The sequence below is a fragment of the Corynebacterium drakensteinense genome, assembly GCF_041224285.1.
Lineage (GTDB): Bacteria > Actinomycetota > Actinomycetes > Mycobacteriales > Mycobacteriaceae > Corynebacterium.
Map to the genome: position 1 here is coordinate 32,809 of NZ_JAXOFP010000002.1, position 17,204 is coordinate 50,012.

Below are 17,204 nucleotides of genomic sequence, written 5' to 3' on the forward strand. Positions count from 1 at the left end.
CTCATTCGCTTGTACCGCTTTTACGTTCCGTTGTTCACTCATAGTGGATTGGCCTCGCGTTGCCTATCCCGCGCTGGCTCCGGCTAGCAAGGTAAACAGCACAGCCATGCGCATGTGCACACCATTGTTCACCTGGCCTAAAACCACGGTATTCGGGTAATCCGCGACGTCATAGTTGATTTCCATACCGCGGAGCATCGGCCCTGGGTGCATAATGATCGCATCATCGCGCAATAATGCCGCACGATCCTTGGATAGACCGTAATAGGTGGCATATTCGCGGTGCGAGGGGAAAAACCCACCATTCATGCGCTCTTTTTGTACGCGCAGCATCATCACAGCATCGGCGCCAGCAAGTTCGCCGTCGAAATCATGACTAGTGCGCACCGGCCAGTGCTCCACCCCATGCGGCAACAACGTCTGCGGAGCGACAAGCACGACGTCTGCGCCCATCGTCGACAACAAATCGACGTTGGAGCGCACCACCCGCGAGTGCAGGCAATCGCCGACGATAACCACGCGGCGACCAGCAATTTCTCCCAGATGCTGGCGCAACGTCATCGCATCCAACAGTGCCTGAGTGGGGTGCTGGTGTGCGCCGTCACCTGCGTTAATGACCGATGGTCCCGTGCCATCGGTATCGACCCAGTTCGCCAACAATTGCGCTGCGCCCGACGATGGGTGCCGGGTAATGATCGCATCAGCACCGATAGCAGCCAACGTCAGCCCAGTATCACGCAGTGATTCGCCCTTGGACACCGAAGACGATGAGGCCGACAAGTTGATCACATCTGCGCTCATCCACTTGCCCGCAGTCTCGAACGACGAACGAGTACGCGTGGAGTTTTCATAGAACAATGTATAAATCGTACGCCCACGCAGCGTCGGGAGCTTCTTTACGTCGCGGTCAGCCAAGGCTTCCGAAAAACGCTCGGCTTCATCCAACAAACCCGTAATTTCGTCCGCGCTCAGATCTGCGATCGACAATAGGTGCTTCACGTTTACTCCCCTCCCGCTTGTGCAGATTCACGGAGTCGGCGAGACAAAATCACCGAGTCACGTCCGTCGATATCCGCATTCAACACGGTGATGTCTTCTGCTCGCGCCGTCGGCAGATTCTTGCCGACGAAATCAGCGCGGATGGGCAACTCGCGGTGGCCGCGATCGACTAACACAGCAAGTTGAATTGCGCGCGGGCGGCCGATATCAGACATTGCGTCGAGAGCCGCGCGAATCGTACGACCCGAAAACAGGACGTCGTCGACAAGCACGACAATCGCGTCATCGATACCGCCGCGCGGAATCGTCGTGGGCTTCAACGCCCGGTGTGGTTTCGAGCGCAAATCATCGCGATACAGGGTGACGTCCAAAGCACCGGTCGCGACAGCCGAGCCGGAAAATTCCTGGATTTTTTCTGCGAGGTTTTCTGCCAATGGCACACCACCCGAAGGGATGCCGAGCAAAATCACCGGTGCCGAGTCTGGCGAACCAATGGCGTTTTTCTCAATGATCTGGTGCGCGATGCGTGCGATCGTGCGCGAAATCGCAGCAGCATTCAACAATTCAGTCGAGTCTGCTTGCTCCACGGACGGTTGTTCCACAGTCATCGTGCCCTCCTTCCCCGCCTCTCTGTGCGGACTTTAAAGGATGCCGATTGCATTCATGGTTGAGTTGATTGGGTCTATGATAGAGACACCGCTTCAGTCTAGCACTAAGGATTACGCGCGTGAGCTTTTCCGCCCAACATCTCGTTCCCGCACCACGTTCGCTGGTGTGGGACTGGCATACCCGGCCGGGAGCAATCAGCCGCTTAACACCGCCGTTTCTCGCCATGACGGCACACACCGAAGCCGCGAGTCTTGCCGACGGCACGACGGTATTCCGGCTGCCGGCGGGTCTGAAATGGATCGCGCGCCATGATCTGACCCGGTACCAGCCCGAGGTCTCTTTTTCTGATGTCTGTTTAAATTCCCCAATTAGACAACTAGCGCAATGGCGCCATGACCACCACTTCGCAGATGGTGTACAACCCGAGACCACACTGATTACCGATACCGTGCACACGCGTGCACCTGCCAGCTTGTTGCGACCAATGTTCGCCTACCGGCAGCGCCAACTAGTATCTGACCTCAATTTCCTGCGTTCGCTTAGTCCAGACGGCTCTATTACACCGGGCACACCTCTGGTGATCGCTATGACCGGCGCTCACGGCTCAGTCGGACGCAGTTTGCGGGCACAGTTAACGACTGCCGGGCATCGTGTCATCGAACTTGTGCGCGGCGAAGCCAAGGAAGGGCAACGCCACTGGAATACCGAATATCCTTCCTCCCACCTACTCAGCGGCGTGGATGTATTGGTTCACCTGGCCGGGGAACCAATTTTTGGCCGGTTTAATGATTCACACAAAAAAGAAATCCGCGAATCACGGGTCGATCCAACCTACAAACTCGCCCGCCTCGTCGCAGATTCCGCGTCGGTTAAGGCCTTTGTGTGTGCCTCAGCCATCGGTTTTTACGGCCCAGAACGCGGCGCGGAGATTTTAGCTGAAGACTCAGAGCGTGGCGACGGTTTTCTTGCCGACGTCGTCACCGATTGGGAAGCAGCCTGCCAGCCAGCCCGTGATGCCGGCGTCCGCGTGGTTAATATCCGCACCGGCGTTGCATTATCCGGTGGCTCGGGGCTATTACCCCTGCTGAAAGCACTGTTTTCTACAGGCTTGGGTGGCAGTTTTGGTGACGGGAACTTCTGGTTCAGCTGGATTGCTCTCGACGACCTCACCGATATTTACACTCGAGCGACCATCGACACGCGAATCACCGGCCCCATTAACGCGGTTGCGCCTACCCCGCTGCTGAACAAAGACCTGGCGAGGGCGCTCGGCGCAGAGCTCAACCGTCCCACGCTTTTGCCGATCCCAGCATTCGGACCGAAGCTCTTGCTGGGCAAAGAAGGAGCACGTGAACTAGCGCTGGCCGATCAGCGGGTTTCCAGCGCGAAAATTTCCAAACTTGGCCACCAATTCCGCTTCGAGACTATTTCCACCGCCCTGGCGCACGAACTTGGTGGAGAACAGCTCTGCTCTGCTGCCGGCGCCTAGTTCCGACGGAGTGTGCCAACCGCGAAGGAGCAAACGAAACGGGCTTCATCCATGAATCCGCGGGCGATTTACCGGTACGGTGGCAAGGGTTAGTAGAAAACCAACCGCGATTGGAAAAGCAGATGACGAATCAGTCCACGCCGGACGCTACAGAGCGCCCAGCGGAAACCGTTGACGACATCGCCGAGGTAACTTTTGAGCGTATCGGCGAGATCTTTGAAGCGGAACAATTACGCTACCGCTTCGAAGAGCAAGAACTGCCAGATGGCAGCACACTGAAGGTGGTACGCACTGGATTCAGCAATGCCGCAATTGCCATTAGCGTGCGCCAGAATATGCTCATCACAGATTCGCTGTGGCGCGGCGAATTGAGCACCAGCGCGGCCGTCGACGTGCTCGCCGTCACCAACTCGTGGAACCAGGCACAATTTGCCCCTACGCTGCGCTTTTTTGAACAAGGCGAGAACTCGCTGGCAATTTCTGCCGTACGGGAAGCCGACGTGAGTGCAGGCATGACCCGCAATCAGCTGGGCGCATTCTTGCTGAGCACGCTCGATGCAGTTGTGGAATCATTCCAAGCATTGGAAAAGCAATTCCCTGATGCTGTCACGTGGAAAGACAACCACGAACACGCAGATACGGGCGCGGACGCCAACCTGCCGAGCGACAACGACGCCAGTGAGCAGAACTAGGAGTGGCAACAATGAGTACAGAAAAACAGCTTGCACCGGCAACGATCGAGCGCGTATCGCAGGCAATGCGCGAATTCGATGTCGAGCTCACGAAGGTCGACGATAAAGAAATTGCTACCGCGAACCTCAACGACACATTGTGCACGTTCGCCGTATTAGGTTCTGCGATGGTGGTCCGCTCGGAAGTTGCCACAGACATCGACTTTGATAAAGCAGACGCAGGGTTGTTCCTCGCGGCGAACCAAATTAACTCCACGTCAATCGGCGCACGCGCGGTGATCGCTGAGCACAGTGGAAAACTGCTGGTTCGCACAGAACGTGACATCGTAGTCGCGGCAGGAATTTCCGATGAGCAGTTGAAAGTCTCGCTCAAAGCCGCGGTTGATGGAGTCATCCGCGCGCAGGATGCCATGGTTGCTGCAGCAGAAGAAATGCGTAAGCTCAACGAACACCGCGACGAAGGCGCACACGAGCTATAACCAACTATCACTAGCCGCTTGAACGTTAGGGGTTCTTCGTGAACCCACGAGGCGGCTAGCGGTGCAACCGGTCGTATTCTTCCTCGACGTTGTAGCCTGGCTCTGGCCAGGACAATTTCATTGCCCGTAGCCGACGAAGCAACAAATACTTCACGACGGTGCGGGCGTAGAGCTTATTATCGCCGGGGACGATGTACCAAGGAGCGTGCTCGGTGCTCGTGCGGTTAATCGCTATCTCGTATGCATGCTGATAGTCGTCCCATTTTTTCCGATTGTCGATATCGGAGGGATCAAACTTCCACTGTTTATCATCTCGCCGCAACCGACGGAGCAAATTCGCTTTCTGAAATTCTGGCGAGATATGCAGCATGACCTTGATGATGTTGACCCCACGTGCCGCTAATTGCGACTCAAAATCAACAATGGCGTCATACCGACGCTCAATTTCTGCATCTGAAGCCAGCTTTTCGACGCGCTGGATAAGCACGTCCTCGTAGTGCGAACGGTCAAAAACGACGATTTCTCCAGCACGCGGTACCTGCTTTTCAATGCGCCATAGGAAATCGTGCTGCAATTCTTCTGCTGTTGGCGCCCCAAATCCCACCGGCCGCATACCCTGCGGGTCAAAGACAGACAAGGCATGGCGGATCATGCCGCCTTTGCCAGAGGTATCCATCCCCTGCAGGACCAACAGCACAGATTCCGTTTCCGGTACCCCCAGGCGTGAATGCGCATAGAGCTGTTCTTGCAGGGTTTGTAATTCGGAATCAAATTTGCGGAACCTGCGCTGCATGCGTTTCCCCCGAGGGTTTCCGGAAAACCCGGGGGTCGATGCTGGATCTATCGCGGACAAATCCACTGGTGGAACGGCCCGCAATTGTTCAACGTGTCGAGGTTTAAAGGCCACGGTTGTTAGTCTAGCTCTTCTGCGTCATCGGGAACGGCATTTTCTGCAGCATTCCCGTCGCTGCCTTCTGCTTCGAGATCACCGCGGTTCATCGGATTGTTCTCTGATGCCGATTGTGCGATGTCATCCAAGACTGCGTGAATATATGGTGCAGCTGAATCCGTGGAATACTCACTCGCTAATTCGACGCCCTCGACAACGGCGACGGCAGCAGGAACCCCTGGATTGAACAAAATCTCCCAGGCAGCAACCCGCATGATCGCGCGATCCACCGCGGGCAGTCGCCCCAGCTCCCATTGTTGGGACAGGTAACGCGCGATCAGATCATCGATCTCGTCGAGCTTCTCTGCTGCTCCGGCAACAATTTCCTTGGTGTATTCTGCTACCGGAGGCACCGGGGATTGTGCCCAACCTGCAAGTTCCACGCGGTCCTCGACGATCGCGACGGGATCCAGGTCGCGGGTCTCAGCCTCATACAAAATATCAGCAGCCCGCCGCCGTGCTCGGTACCGCTTGGTGTGCAAGCGCTTGTCCGAACGGGTGAAGCGAGCGCCAGACGCTGAGCGTTTCTTCTTCTCTGACATACCTTGCGGGTTAGTTGTTGCTACGGGAGAGGTAGTCACCAGTACGGGTGTCGATCTTGACGACGTTACCGGTTTCGATGAACAACGGCACCTGAACTTCTGCACCGGTTTCCAGGGTCGCCGGCTTGGTGCCGCCGCTCGAACGATCACCCTGCAAACCTGGATCGGTGTGTTCAACCTTCAAATCAACGTTGATTGGCAGCTCGGCGAACAATGGCTCGTTGTCGTGGAAAGAAACCTGAATGCGCATGTTTTCCAGCAAGAAGTCAACGGCGCGACCGAACTTCTCGGCATCCAGCTCAACCTGATCGAAAGTCTTGTCATCCATGACGACGTAGTTGGTGCCATCGTTGTACAGGTAGGTCATGTCACGACGGTCCACCGTCGCTAGTTCAGCTTTCGCACCGGCGTTCCAGGTTTTGTCAGTGACCTTTCCGGTCATGACATCTTTGAGCTTGGTGCGAACGAATGCCGGGCCTTTACCTGGCTTGACGTGTTGAAATTCAACAATCTGTTGCAGTTTGTTGTCGATTTTCAGCACAACGCCGTTTTTGAATGCAGTGGTATCAGCCACGAATCAACTCTCCAATATTTGTCTGTTGTGGCATCACCGGAAACTTCGGTGATGCCAGGTACATCTTTGCTTCTGCCAGTATAACCGAGACAACCCAGGCCGATAAAGCATCGGCCTGGGTGACAGTTTGTCGTCCAGGGCCTTCACCTCAAGAAACTCTCGAGAGGTTGTATTTCAGCTACATCGCAAGCCCTACCGTGCGGACGGTATCGACCGTGCCAACCGTGATTACAGTTCACGCAATTGCTTGGTCGGGGTGGACAAGTTCTTCGGCTTGCCCTCAGTGATCACCAGAGTGTCTTCGATACGTACGCCGACCTTGCCTGGGATGTAAATGCCTGGCTCAATCGTGAGCGTCATGCCAGCTTCCAGTTTGCCTTTGCCTGTGGTAGCGGCTGCTGGAGCTTCGTGGACATCGAGTCCGATGCCATGACCGGTGGAGTGCACAAAATACTGGTCATAACCAGCCTCGCGGATGATATCGCGGCAGACGGCATCGACCTCAGCCAACGGCGTACCCGGGGTCGCCGCTCGTACGCCAGCCTCTTGGGCTTTGAGCACGATGTCATAGATTTCACGCGAGAAATCATCGACCTTACCGACAGCGACGGTGCGCGTCATATCTGAGTTAAAGCCTGCGAGATGTGCGCCGTAGTCGATCGTGACCAAATCTCCTTCTTGCAGCGCACGATCGCCGGCGCCGTGGTGGGGCTTAGCACCGTTGAAACCGCTGGCGACAATCGTGTCAAAGCTTGGACGCTCCGCGCCCAGCACGCGCATGCGGTATTCCAAGTCGGCAGCAACCTGGCGTTCGGTCCGCCCGGCAGCAATCTCGCCGGCTGCGATCATGTCTTCCAAAGCCTGGGAGGCGAGCTCTGCCACGCCAGTCAACTTATCAATCTCAACGTTATCTTTGATAAGTCGGATCTTTTCGATCATGCCCGAAACTGGCACCAGTTCGACGTCCTCAGGGCACTGTTTTTCCAGATTTTTGAACTGCTCGATGCTCACAAAGTCAGACTCCACACCTACGCGCCTGGGACCTTCGAGCTTCGCCAACAAATCTTTCGTGATTGCGCTGGTGACCACGGCATCAATGTCTGGCACTTCTTCGGCAATCTGCGTTGCATAGCGACCATCGGTACTGATTGCAGCCGATTGGTCTTTCGACAAAAGCACAGCACCGTTTGATCCCGAAAAACCGGAGAGGTAGCGGACGTGAATCAGGTGTGTGACCAAGAAATCATCGAGGCGCTCTTCGGCAAGGGCTGTCGCGAGTTTACGACGACGCTTGCTAAATCGAGTATCTGCTAAAGCCATTTTTCTCCTCTACCCTTTAGATTTACCTGGTGTTTCTGAAGCCCATATCTTCTACAAGAAACTATCTGTGTTCAGTGTACGGTAAATTGCGGGCCCAATAATCTAAAGCTGCGGTGTACCCATAAATCCCGAGGCCGGCAATCACTCCCCGCGCGATGGGTGACAGATAGGAATGGGAGCGAAAAGATTCTCTGGCATGCACATTCGAAATATGCACCTCGATAAAGCCAGCCTGATCAGCAATTTCTGCTAATGCATCACGCAAGGCTATCGAGGTATGGGTAAACCCTCCTGGATTGATGATCATCGGCCAGTGGTGATCTGCTGCTTCATGAACGTAGTTCAGCAGCTCGTGTTCTGCATTCGATTGTCGGCAGACAACCTCCAACCCGCGAGAGCCGCCGACGGAAATAAGCTCGTTTTCTAGATCGGCGAGCGTCGTCGTGCCATAGATTTCCGGCTGTCTTTTGCCCAGACGATTCAGATTTGGACCGTTGAGCACCATAACCGTTGGTCGCATTGTCGAAGACATTTCTTGTTCACTCGTTTCTCTTGATCCCGTATCGGCGCTTGACCCGCCCGCAGCGGAAGATCGCGGAAGATCTTAGTGGCAGATAGCCTGGTACGCCGCGCGCAATTCGTCATCAGAGGCATCGGCGATTCGCGTGCATTCACCGATTGCGGTGAGTGCGACAAAACGTGGCTTGCCGTCCCGATTCTTCTTATCCCGGCTCATTCCAGCCGCCAATTCGTCGAAATGCCCCGCCTCATAGCTCACCGGAAGGCCCACTGATTTGAGTATCTCTTGGTGCTGGCGCAGCAATTCATCGCTGATGAGCCTGCGGTTGTGCGCCAAATGCGCGATAAACATCATGCCTACTGCGACCGCATTACCATGCCGCCACTGGAAGTTTTCGCGTAGCTCCACCGCGTGGCCGAAAGTATGCCCGTAATTCAAGGTCTCTCGCAGGCCGGATTCACGCAGATCCATGCCTACCACGTTGGCTTTCACCGCGATCGAACGAGTAATCAATTCGGGTAGATAGCCATCTGGATCGAGGCATTTGGCGGGATCGTTTTCATAGCGCTCGATGATGATGCTGTCACTGATGAACCCGGTTTTAATGATTTCCGCGGACCCGGCGATGATTTCTTCTTCCGGCAACGTAGTTAGCCGATCGAGATCAACGAATACGCTGTCAGGTTCATGGAATGATCCAACGAGGTTTTTGCCATGCTCGGTGTTAATTCCGGTTTTACCACCAACTGCAGCATCAACCATCGCTAACAACGTCGTCGGCACCTGAATCACCTTGATTCCACGCATCCAGGTAGCCGCTACGAATCCAGCAAGATCAGTTACGGCACCGCCGCCAAAGCCCAGTACGACATCACGTCGAGAAAAATTGTGCTCTGCCAGTTGATCCCAGAGCTTGCCGACGACCTCGAGCGATTTTGCAGCTTCGGCATCCGGAACTGCAAACAGGTGGACGGTGAGGCCGTGGTTTTCGATCGAGCGCGCTACTTGACGAGCCGGAGCGGCCATCGTCGGCTGATGGATGATGCCGACCGTCTGCGCTCCCGTGTGTTTGGTTCGTTCTGCGATGGCTTCGGTCAGGCCACGATCAACGGTTACCTGATACGGACTCGGGCCATTGACCTCGATAGTCTCCGCAGTTCCCGCGGTGTATCGGTGACCATCTGGCGACGGAGAAAATATATTTATACTCATCTTCTGCTGCTACTTTCCTGTGGCTTACACGCGGTATTACAGAGTTTCCAAAAAGCCTAAAATGTCTGCCACGACTTGCTGCGGGCTGCGCTGATCCGTCCGTGCGCGATAATCAGCAACCTCGCGGTAGAGCGGACGCCGTTGTGCCATCAACCTCCGGTAGCGCGTACCGGCGTCTGCTCCCGCGAGCAGGGGCCGCTGATGCCGGTTATGCGGGCGCGTCGTGCGCTCAATACCGGTGTCGTCACTGACATCGACAAACACTACTGTCTGTTCTTCCAACAAGCTGCGCGTTCCCGCATTAGTGACTGCTCCTCCACCAAGTGCGAGAATGCCCGGTTCTTGCAGGGCATCGGCGATGACTTCGGCTTCCAAGGTGCGAAAATATTCTTCGCCGCTTTCCGCAAAAATTTCCGAGCAGGTTTTGCCGGCTTTTTGTTCAATCACCGAGTCCGAATCAACGAATTGTTGGTTGAGCACCCGGGCGAGCCGACGACCGATGGTCGTCTTACCTGCACCCGGTGGACCAATCAAAACCACCGCTGGCCGTGTGTTTTCTGTACTCATCGTTATTCCTCTACGCCGTCGGCTGCTGCCGAAAATGCGAGTTTTTCATCGACACGCTGTTGATACGCCAGAAAGTTACGGCGGGTTTCAGCAATGCTGTCTCCGCCAAATTTTTCGATGACCGCTTGCGCCAAAACCAAACTCACCATGGCCTCGGCCACCACGCCGGCCGCAGGAACCGCGCACACATCTGATCGCTGGTGAATAGCAGTCGCTGAGGCACCGGTAGCCATATCGACCGAACGTAGAGCACGTGGAACCGTAGAGATAGGTTTCATGGCAGCGCGCAGACGCAATTGCTCGCCGTTGGTGGTTCCGCCTTCCAAACCTCCCGCGCGATTGGTTGCACGGTGCACCCCAGATTCTGTGCGAATAATCTCATCGTGCGATTGTGAACCGCGTGAGCGCGCCTGGGTAAACCCATCACCAATTTCGACGCCTTTGATCGCTTGGATGCTCATCAATGCCCCGGCAAGCTGAGCATCCAGACGCGTCTGGCCAGAAACGTGCGAGCCCAGACCGATCGGCAGGCCATCCACGACGACTTCCACGATGCCACCGAGCGTATCGCCTGACTTCTTCGCCGCTTCGATCTCTTCGATCATCGACGCTTCGGCATCTTTGCCGAAGGCACGCACGGGCGAGGCGTCAATAGTCTCGATATCAGTCGGCGTCGGTGCCGCACCTTCGTAAGGCTGCGACGGTCCAATCGAAATCACGTGAGAAAGCACTTCTACACCGATGACCTGGCGCAAAAAATTACGTGCGACGGTAGCGCATGCCACGCGGGCAGCGGTCTCGCGCGCAGAAGATCGTTCAAGGATATTGCGAGCGTCGTCGTGGTCGTATTTCACCATTCCCGAAAAATCGGCATGGCCAGGGCGGGGTCGGGTCAGTTGTGCTCCGCGACCAGAGTTGAGAGCTTTGGCCACCTCCGGGTCATTTTCATCGACGGGATGTGCCGCCATGATGGTTTCCCACTTGGGCCATTCTGTATTACCAATCATGATGGCAATCGGGCTACCCAGGGTTTTGCCGTGTCGGATACCGGCGAGCAAACTTAATTCATCTGCTTCAAACTTCATCCGAGCACCACGACCATAGCCCAACCGACGGCGCGCGAGTTGGTAGGCAATATCGTCTGCCGTCACCTCAACGTGTGCAGGCATGTTCTCCACCACGGCCACCAGTGCTTGGCCGTGCGATTCCCCAGCGGTAGTCCAACGAAGCATGCAGCCTATTATTCCACATGCAGTATCGAAATCATCACAGTGGCCAGAATCATAGCTGGGCCATGCGCGACAAAACCGCGGCGCAACAACATGGCAGCGCACAAGCTGAGCACAGCCGCGCTACCTGCCGCCACCAACACAGCGACGATACCTCCCGCTGCAGCAGCAATAACCCCCAACGACGCGGACAATTTAATATCTCCCCCGCCCAGGCCAACTGGTGGGCGGGCTGAATCATGCCGCCGAGCAGCCATCGCCGTCTGTATCCAGACCTGCAACAAATACAAGGCGGGCCAGGCAGCACCAGCGAATAAAAGTGCGAGTCTTTCTGGTTGTACTAATGCCCACCCAATGGCAATTACCGCCGCCGGCAACGTCAAATAATCGGGTAACCGATGATCACGTAAGTCGAAATAAACCAAAGCGCCAGCCCATACGAGGCCTACCGCGATGACGATGGCACCGATGAAATATCCCCCAGCAAAAAATTCCCCCATGCCCGTTCAGGCTACCGGAATCCTACTACTCCCCGCGTGGTGACTCTAGGTGTTCACGTAACGCTTCCCACATCTCCTTTTCTGGGGCGGGCTGCGAGGTAAAAGCACGAAATTGCCCGAAGGCTTGGTGCGCCAACATAACATGCCCACCGACGCTGCGGTGGCCATTGGCTGCGGCTTGGATAGTCAGCGGAGTTGGCCAGGGGTCATAGACAACATCAAATACCGGCGCGTGCGCCAGTTTTCGTTCGAAACCAGCAAGTGCAGCGGCAGGCACCGTAGAAATCACCGCATCACAGTCCGGCAGTGGCTGCTCCCACGTCGCACAGCGCCAGCGCAACCCCACTGCTTCAGCCAGCGGTGCCCATTCATTGCTGCGATCGCGCCGGTTAACCACCGTGACGTCGTGGACCCCCAGTGTGCCCAAAGCCCACAACACCGGCCGTGAGGTACCTCCCGATCCCAGCACGATGATGTGTTCTAAAGATCCGCTGCTGCCGGGAAACAATTCAGCAAGTGCTCCCAGCACTCCATCGCCATCGGTATTATCTGCACACCAACCGTGCTCACGACGAACCAAGGTGTTCGCCGTACCGATCATATTTGCCCGCCCACTGACATGATCGGCAAATTCTAATGCTTCGAATTTTCCGGGCATTGTCACAGAAAAACCTTGGTATGCCGGATCCGCCTGCGCTATGAAGTCTGCCAGTTGGCCTTTCGGTACCTCGAATCGATCATAGTGCCAGTGCTCCAGACCGAGTGCTGCATAGCCCGCGTTATGCAAGACAGGAGAGAGTGAATGCGCAACCGGGCTTCCCAGCACGGCTGCCCGGTGGGTTATTGCAGAATCGGTCACCTCTGGCCTATTCATGATGGTCCAAAATTCCAGACTCCAGGGCACGGTCAACATCTTCTAAGTGTTGCTCGAAGGTGTCGTTAAAGACGGTGGTTCCGTCCGCGTCGATCGTGACGAAAAACTTCCAATTTCCTTCGGCTGGGTGTTCCATTGCGTGCACCGCTTCGTCCGAAGGGGCTGCGATCGGCGTCGCAGGCAAGCCGTCCATCGCGTAGGTATTCCACGGAGTTTCACGCTGGCGGTCTGCATCCGAGGTCGCAAGCTCCACATCATCAAGCCCATAGTTGACGGTGGAGTCGAATTCTAAGCGCATCGGCTCATCCAAGCGGTTGAGGATAACCCGTGCAACTTTGTCGAAATCGCCTGCTGGAGCTTCACGTTCGACCAGTGAAGCTGCGATCAGCAAATCGTACGGCGACAGATTCACTGCGCGGGCCCGGTCCACAATATTTGACTCGTTGTAGCGCTGCGTCGTGCGCGACACCAGATCCGTCAAAATCTCTTCAGCATCCATCTGCGGATCGATGACGTATTGTCCCGGAGCGATTAAGCCTTCCAGGCGTTTCGAATCGGCACCCTGCTCGCGTACGCGTTCCAGTGCCCATTCCGGTGCTCCGAGATCTGCTGGGTCTGTCGTCGCAGCGACCGACTCCAGCTCTTCAACGCTCACGCAGTCGCCATCATGGCCATCTGCACAGCTGACATCCGAAATTTGCGTGTAAATTCCCTTACGCACGTTGCCGCCTTTCACGTTGACATCGTGCATGGTAGCGCCGCCATGAACATCGAGCAACTCGACCTGCTTTTCCGGGTCCAGCAAGGCTGCTACGGCAGACTGCGCACTCATTTCTTCTTCCAAGCGGTAAAAACCTGGTTGCACGTTTCCGGCATCAGGGTTACTCGCTGCCGCTGTTTGGAACACCGAATCGGAAGCCACGATGCCGCGTTCTTCCAGCTCCGGGCCTAACGAAGAGATCGAATCGCCTTCTTTGATCTGCACCATTGCGATGACACCGTTGCCGTCGCCGTCGTAGTCATCCACGGAGGCACCTCCTCGGTCGCCAAAAACGACATTAAACGCGATATAACCACTAACCCCGACGATGAGGATGAACGACGCGATCAATACAGCAAGACCCCGCTGTCGACGTTTCACGTACTTTGGTGCCATGCTGCGTTTGACGCGCACGCGAGTCTGATTGCTCATGTAAAAATCTCTTCTTCGTTCGGGTTACTTCAGTGAGTCGTTTTCACGCTGGCGCGCCAGCTGCCGCGAGTCCAACCATGATTGCAAAATTTCCACTGCCGCTGCCTGGTCAATAACCGAGCGTCCGGCTTTTTCCGACACGCCCGATGCCCGCAAAGCTTGGCTGGCAGCGACCGTCGTCAAGCGCTCATCCGCGAACACGACTGGCGTGTCGTCTCCCGAATTACGCAGCCGACGCCGAATGCGAAACGCAATCTCTTTGGCATGCTTCACGCTTTTTGAACCGTGGGCGTGCAAATCGCGCGGTAAACCAACGACGACTTCCGCGGCCTCATATTCCGCAATCAATTCCAGTAGCCGATCAATGTCTGCTTGATCGCGGTCTTTGAATCCGGTTTCGCGCTGCACGGTTTCTACGGGGAAGGCGATGGTGGCTTCTCTATTCGATGCGGCAACGCCCATACGAACGGTGCCGACATCAATTCCAATGCGCCGCCCGTCGATCCCCTGAGAGTGTTCAGGAGAATCAACGCGCGGGGCGTCTGGCTCGAGTGTGCTCACTACTGCGTGTCACCTTCCTGTTTCCTCGTGAAGCCGCACCGCAGGTGTGCTTCCGTTACCTGACGGCAATCGAGATGTCTCCATCGCCGCGCCGCTGTAAAGCATGTGCAGGCTTAGTCTATAACTAAACGGTAACAAACCGGAGACCGGCAGGCACTACGGGACAGTTGGTAGTGATTTTCGCCATCCGCATTGCGTAGGATCCTCGAGATTATGCCTGCGCAATCTCATCGCACACGGCCGCAAAACCTTGCTCGATGCCTGCAGCTTGGCTGCCAGATCCTTGTGCCATATCAGGTTTACCGCCGCCTTTACCGCCGACGTAGCCGCCAAACAGCGATACCAGGTTGCCGGCGGTCAGCCCCTTGTCGACGGCTTCTGGGCTCAGCGCAGTGACGAACGGCACCTTACCTCCATTGTCGGCTGCCAGAACGACGACTGCTGGGCGAGAATTGAGTCGATGGCGAATATCTGCAGCGATCGAACGCAACTGTCCACCATTAACCTCGGCAGGCAATTGTGCGCAGACCACCGCGATACCGTTCACCTCGACCGCATCATTGGCATACTCTGTGGCTTTTGCTGCCATTTGTTGTTGTCGCAACGCAGCAACTTGCTTTTCGGCTTCTTTCAGCTTGCGCGTCAACGATTCGATGCGCTCAGGCACCTCATTGGGCTTGGCTTTCAGCGATTGTGCGACACCGTGTGCCAGTGCGGCTTCCTGCGAGAAGTAGCGGAAGGCATCCAAACCGGAATAGGCCTCGATGCGGCGTGCACCCGAACCGACGGAGGATTCTCCCAACACAGAAACCGGGCCAATCTGCGAAGAATGGCTCACATGGGTGCCACCGCACAGCTCGGTGGAAAACGGTCCGGCGATCTCTACGACGCGAACACGCTCACCATAGTTTTCGCCGAACAATGCGAGTGCGCCCATGTCTTTGGCGTGATCCAGCGACGTTTCCAGCGTGTTGACTTCGTGATCGGCATCGACCACCTGGTTGGTGATCGTCGCGATCTGCTCGAGCTGTTGTGGACTCAGTTGCTCGGTGTAATTGAAGTCAAAGCGGAGATACCCTGGGCGGTTCATCGAGCCAGCCTGCACCGCGGTGGGGCCAAGGACCTCGCGCAGCGCGCCGTGAATCAAGTGAGTGGCAGTATGTGCCTGACGCGCACCATGTCGCCATTGCTGATCGTATTCCGCAGTGACGGCTTGACCGATTTCTATCGATCCCCCCAGCACTTGGCCGCGGTGTACCCACAGCTTCTTGGCGATCTTTTGCACATCGGTGATTTCCACGGTGGCTTCACCAGCCACGATCGTGCCGCGGTCGGCCAACTGACCACCGGATTCTGCATACATCGGGGTAACGTCCAAAATCACTTCGACGCTATCGCCACTGTGTGCCGAGGTCACTGATTGTCCATCACGCACAAGGCCAATGATGGTGGAATTCGTCGCTTGTTCGGAATAGCCGGCAAATTCGGTCGGCTGGTTATCCACCCACTCGCGGTAGACGGATTCGTCGGCATGGGTATTCTTCTTCGCTTTATTATCAGCTTTGGCGCGTGCTTTTTGCTCTGCCATTGCTTTCTCGAAGCCAGCCATGTCGACGTCTAGTCCGGCTTCGGCTGCCATTTCCATGGTCAGGTCAATCGGGAACCCATAGGTATCATGCAGCAAGAACGCGTCAGAACCGGTCAAGACCTTGTCACCGCGCTTATTTAGTTGCTGCGCCGTTTCATCAAAACGGCTGGTTCCCGACTCCAGTGTCTTCAAAAACGCCCGTTCTTCAGCAAAAGATACGGCCAGGATGCGTTCGCGGCTGTCTGCAATCTCTGGGTACGACGGTTCCATGGTGTCCATGACCGTCGACATGAAGGTCTTGATCGTCTCTCCCTGTGCGCCGAGCAGCCGCGCCGAACGGATGATGCGACGCAACAGCCGACGGAGGATATATCCGCGGCCTTCGTTCGACGGAGTCACGCCATCGAGAATCAACATCATCGCCGTGCGCGAGTGATCCGCAATCACACGGAAACGTACGTCGTCATCGTGCTTCGCACCATAGGCAGCGCCGGTGAGTTTTTCTGCGGCGGTGATCACGGGACGCAAAAGGTCAGTCTCGTAGACGTTATCGACGCCCTGCAACAAACAGGCTAGGCGTTCAATGCCGAGACCGGTATCGATGTTTTTCGCCGGCAGCTCACCGAGGATTTCGAAATCGCCTTTGCCGGAACCGGTCGCCTCGCCGCGTTCATACTGCATGAAGACCAGGTTCCAGATCTCCATGTAGCGGTGCTCGTCGGCTGCCGGTCCCCCCTCGGCGCCATATGCCGGGCCGCGATCATAGTAAATCTCTGAACACGGACCACACGGGCCAGGAACACCCATGTGCCAGTAGTTGTCTTCGACACCCATGCGCTGAATGCGTTCGGCGGGCACACCAACGCGCTTATTCCAGATTTCAGCGGCTTCATCGTCGGTCTCGTAGACCGTGACCCATAAACGTTCTGGATCGAGTCCGAGCCCGCCGTCGGCAAGCGAGCCGGTCAGCAGCGCCCAAGCATTCGTGATAGCGCCTTCTTTGAAGTACTGGCCAAACGAAAAGTTACCCGCCATCTGGAAAAATGTGTTGTGCCGGGTGGTGATGCCGACTTCATCAATATCCAGAGTACGCACGCACTTCTGGATCGATGTGGCAGTACCGTTCGGATACGGCGGGTTTTGTTGCCCCAGGAAGTAGGGCTTAAACGGCACCATGCCTGCGTTAACGAACAGCAGGTTCGGATCATCTAAGATCAGCGATGCACTCGGCACCACCTCGTGCCCGCGCTCAGCGAAATGCTGAGTGAACCGCTCTCGAATCTCATGAGTTTTCACTACTTTGCTTCC

At 56.1% G+C, this 17,204-nt stretch carries 18 protein-coding genes; 3 read left to right on the forward strand and 15 right to left on the reverse strand.

The features are described from left to right. Positions 1-63: 63 nt before the first annotated feature. Both U1140_RS01530 and pyrR read right to left on the reverse strand, forming a co-directional pair. The gene (locus U1140_RS01530) at positions 64-999 is read right to left on the reverse strand and encodes an aspartate carbamoyltransferase catalytic subunit (RefSeq protein WP_369845687.1); all 936 of its coding nucleotides are present in this window, start codon (positions 997-999) and stop codon (positions 64-66) included. 2 nt (positions 1,000-1,001) lie between these two features. Next, complete coding sequence (gene pyrR / locus U1140_RS01535) at positions 1,002-1,607, reverse strand: bifunctional pyr operon transcriptional regulator/uracil phosphoribosyltransferase PyrR (protein WP_369845688.1); 606 nt, start codon at positions 1,605-1,607, stop codon at positions 1,002-1,004. A 119-nt stretch (positions 1,608-1,726) separates the two neighbouring features. Between pyrR and U1140_RS01540 the strand changes: the two genes are divergently transcribed. From U1140_RS01540 to U1140_RS01550, 3 genes are all read left to right on the forward strand, one after another. After that, entirely contained in the window at positions 1,727-3,097 is a 1,371-nt protein-coding gene (locus U1140_RS01540) for a TIGR01777 family oxidoreductase (RefSeq protein WP_369845689.1), read from the forward strand. 122 nt (positions 3,098-3,219) lie between these two features. Further along, entirely contained in the window at positions 3,220-3,789 is a 570-nt protein-coding gene (locus tag U1140_RS01545) for a YbjN domain-containing protein (RefSeq protein ID WP_369845690.1), read from the forward strand. Positions 3,790-3,800: 11 nt separating this feature from the next. Then, positions 3,801-4,268: a YbjN domain-containing protein gene (locus U1140_RS01550; RefSeq protein ID WP_369845691.1), complete on the forward strand. Its 468-nt coding sequence runs from the start codon at positions 3,801-3,803 to the stop codon at positions 4,266-4,268. 55 nt (positions 4,269-4,323) lie between these two features. Here the strand turns inward: U1140_RS01550 and U1140_RS01555 are convergent, their stop codons facing one another. The 13 genes from U1140_RS01555 to alaS form a co-directional block, all read right to left on the reverse strand. Continuing rightward, positions 4,324-5,175: a PPK2 family polyphosphate kinase gene (locus U1140_RS01555; protein WP_369845692.1), complete on the reverse strand. Its 852-nt coding sequence runs from the start codon at positions 5,173-5,175 to the stop codon at positions 4,324-4,326. A gap of 5 nt (positions 5,176-5,180) precedes the next feature. Then, positions 5,181-5,759 (reverse strand): transcription antitermination factor NusB, encoded by a 579-nt coding sequence (gene nusB / locus U1140_RS01560; RefSeq protein ID WP_369845693.1) that lies wholly within the window; start codon positions 5,757-5,759, stop codon positions 5,181-5,183. Positions 5,760-5,769: 10 nt separating this feature from the next. Continuing rightward, positions 5,770-6,333, reverse strand: a complete 564-nt coding sequence (gene efp, locus U1140_RS01565) for an elongation factor P (protein ID WP_369845694.1) — start codon at positions 6,331-6,333, stop codon at positions 5,770-5,772. A 228-nt stretch (positions 6,334-6,561) separates the two neighbouring features. Then, the gene (locus tag U1140_RS01570; RefSeq protein ID WP_369845695.1) at positions 6,562-7,653 is read right to left on the reverse strand and encodes an aminopeptidase P family protein; all 1,092 of its coding nucleotides are present in this window, start codon (positions 7,651-7,653) and stop codon (positions 6,562-6,564) included. 61 nt (positions 7,654-7,714) lie between these two features. Continuing rightward, positions 7,715-8,173, reverse strand: coding sequence for a type II 3-dehydroquinate dehydratase (aroQ, locus tag U1140_RS01575; RefSeq protein ID WP_369845696.1), 459 nt, complete (start codon positions 8,171-8,173; stop codon positions 7,715-7,717). Between the two features lie 84 nt (positions 8,174-8,257). Continuing rightward, positions 8,258-9,385, reverse strand: a complete 1,128-nt coding sequence (gene aroB / locus U1140_RS01580; RefSeq protein ID WP_369845697.1) for a 3-dehydroquinate synthase — start codon at positions 9,383-9,385, stop codon at positions 8,258-8,260. Between the two features lie 36 nt (positions 9,386-9,421). Continuing rightward, entirely contained in the window at positions 9,422-9,952 is a 531-nt protein-coding gene (locus U1140_RS01585; protein ID WP_369845698.1) for a shikimate kinase, read from the reverse strand. A 2-nt stretch (positions 9,953-9,954) separates the two neighbouring features. Continuing rightward, the gene (gene aroC, locus U1140_RS01590; protein ID WP_369845699.1) at positions 9,955-11,184 is read right to left on the reverse strand and encodes a chorismate synthase; all 1,230 of its coding nucleotides are present in this window, start codon (positions 11,182-11,184) and stop codon (positions 9,955-9,957) included. An 8-nt stretch (positions 11,185-11,192) separates the two neighbouring features. Beyond that, positions 11,193-11,681, reverse strand: coding sequence for a prepilin peptidase (locus tag U1140_RS01595; RefSeq protein WP_369845700.1), 489 nt, complete (start codon positions 11,679-11,681; stop codon positions 11,193-11,195). Between the two features lie 25 nt (positions 11,682-11,706). Next, a complete protein-coding gene (locus U1140_RS01600; protein ID WP_369845702.1) occupies positions 11,707-12,555 on the reverse strand; it encodes a shikimate dehydrogenase in 849 nt (282 codons plus the stop codon). After that, positions 12,548-13,747: an endolytic transglycosylase MltG gene (gene mltG / locus U1140_RS01605; RefSeq protein WP_369845703.1), complete on the reverse strand. Its 1,200-nt coding sequence runs from the start codon at positions 13,745-13,747 to the stop codon at positions 12,548-12,550. Before mltG ends, U1140_RS01600 begins: the two co-directional genes overlap by 8 nt. Positions 13,748-13,771: 24 nt before the next feature. Further along, positions 13,772-14,308 carry a Holliday junction resolvase RuvX gene (gene ruvX, locus U1140_RS01610; RefSeq protein ID WP_369845705.1) on the reverse strand — a complete coding sequence of 179 codons (537 nt, stop codon included), beginning with the start codon at positions 14,306-14,308 and terminating at the stop codon, positions 13,772-13,774. 211 nt (positions 14,309-14,519) lie between these two features. After that, complete coding sequence (gene alaS, locus U1140_RS01615) at positions 14,520-17,192, reverse strand: alanine--tRNA ligase (protein WP_369845707.1); 2,673 nt, start codon at positions 17,190-17,192, stop codon at positions 14,520-14,522. Positions 17,193-17,204 lie beyond the last annotated feature (12 nt).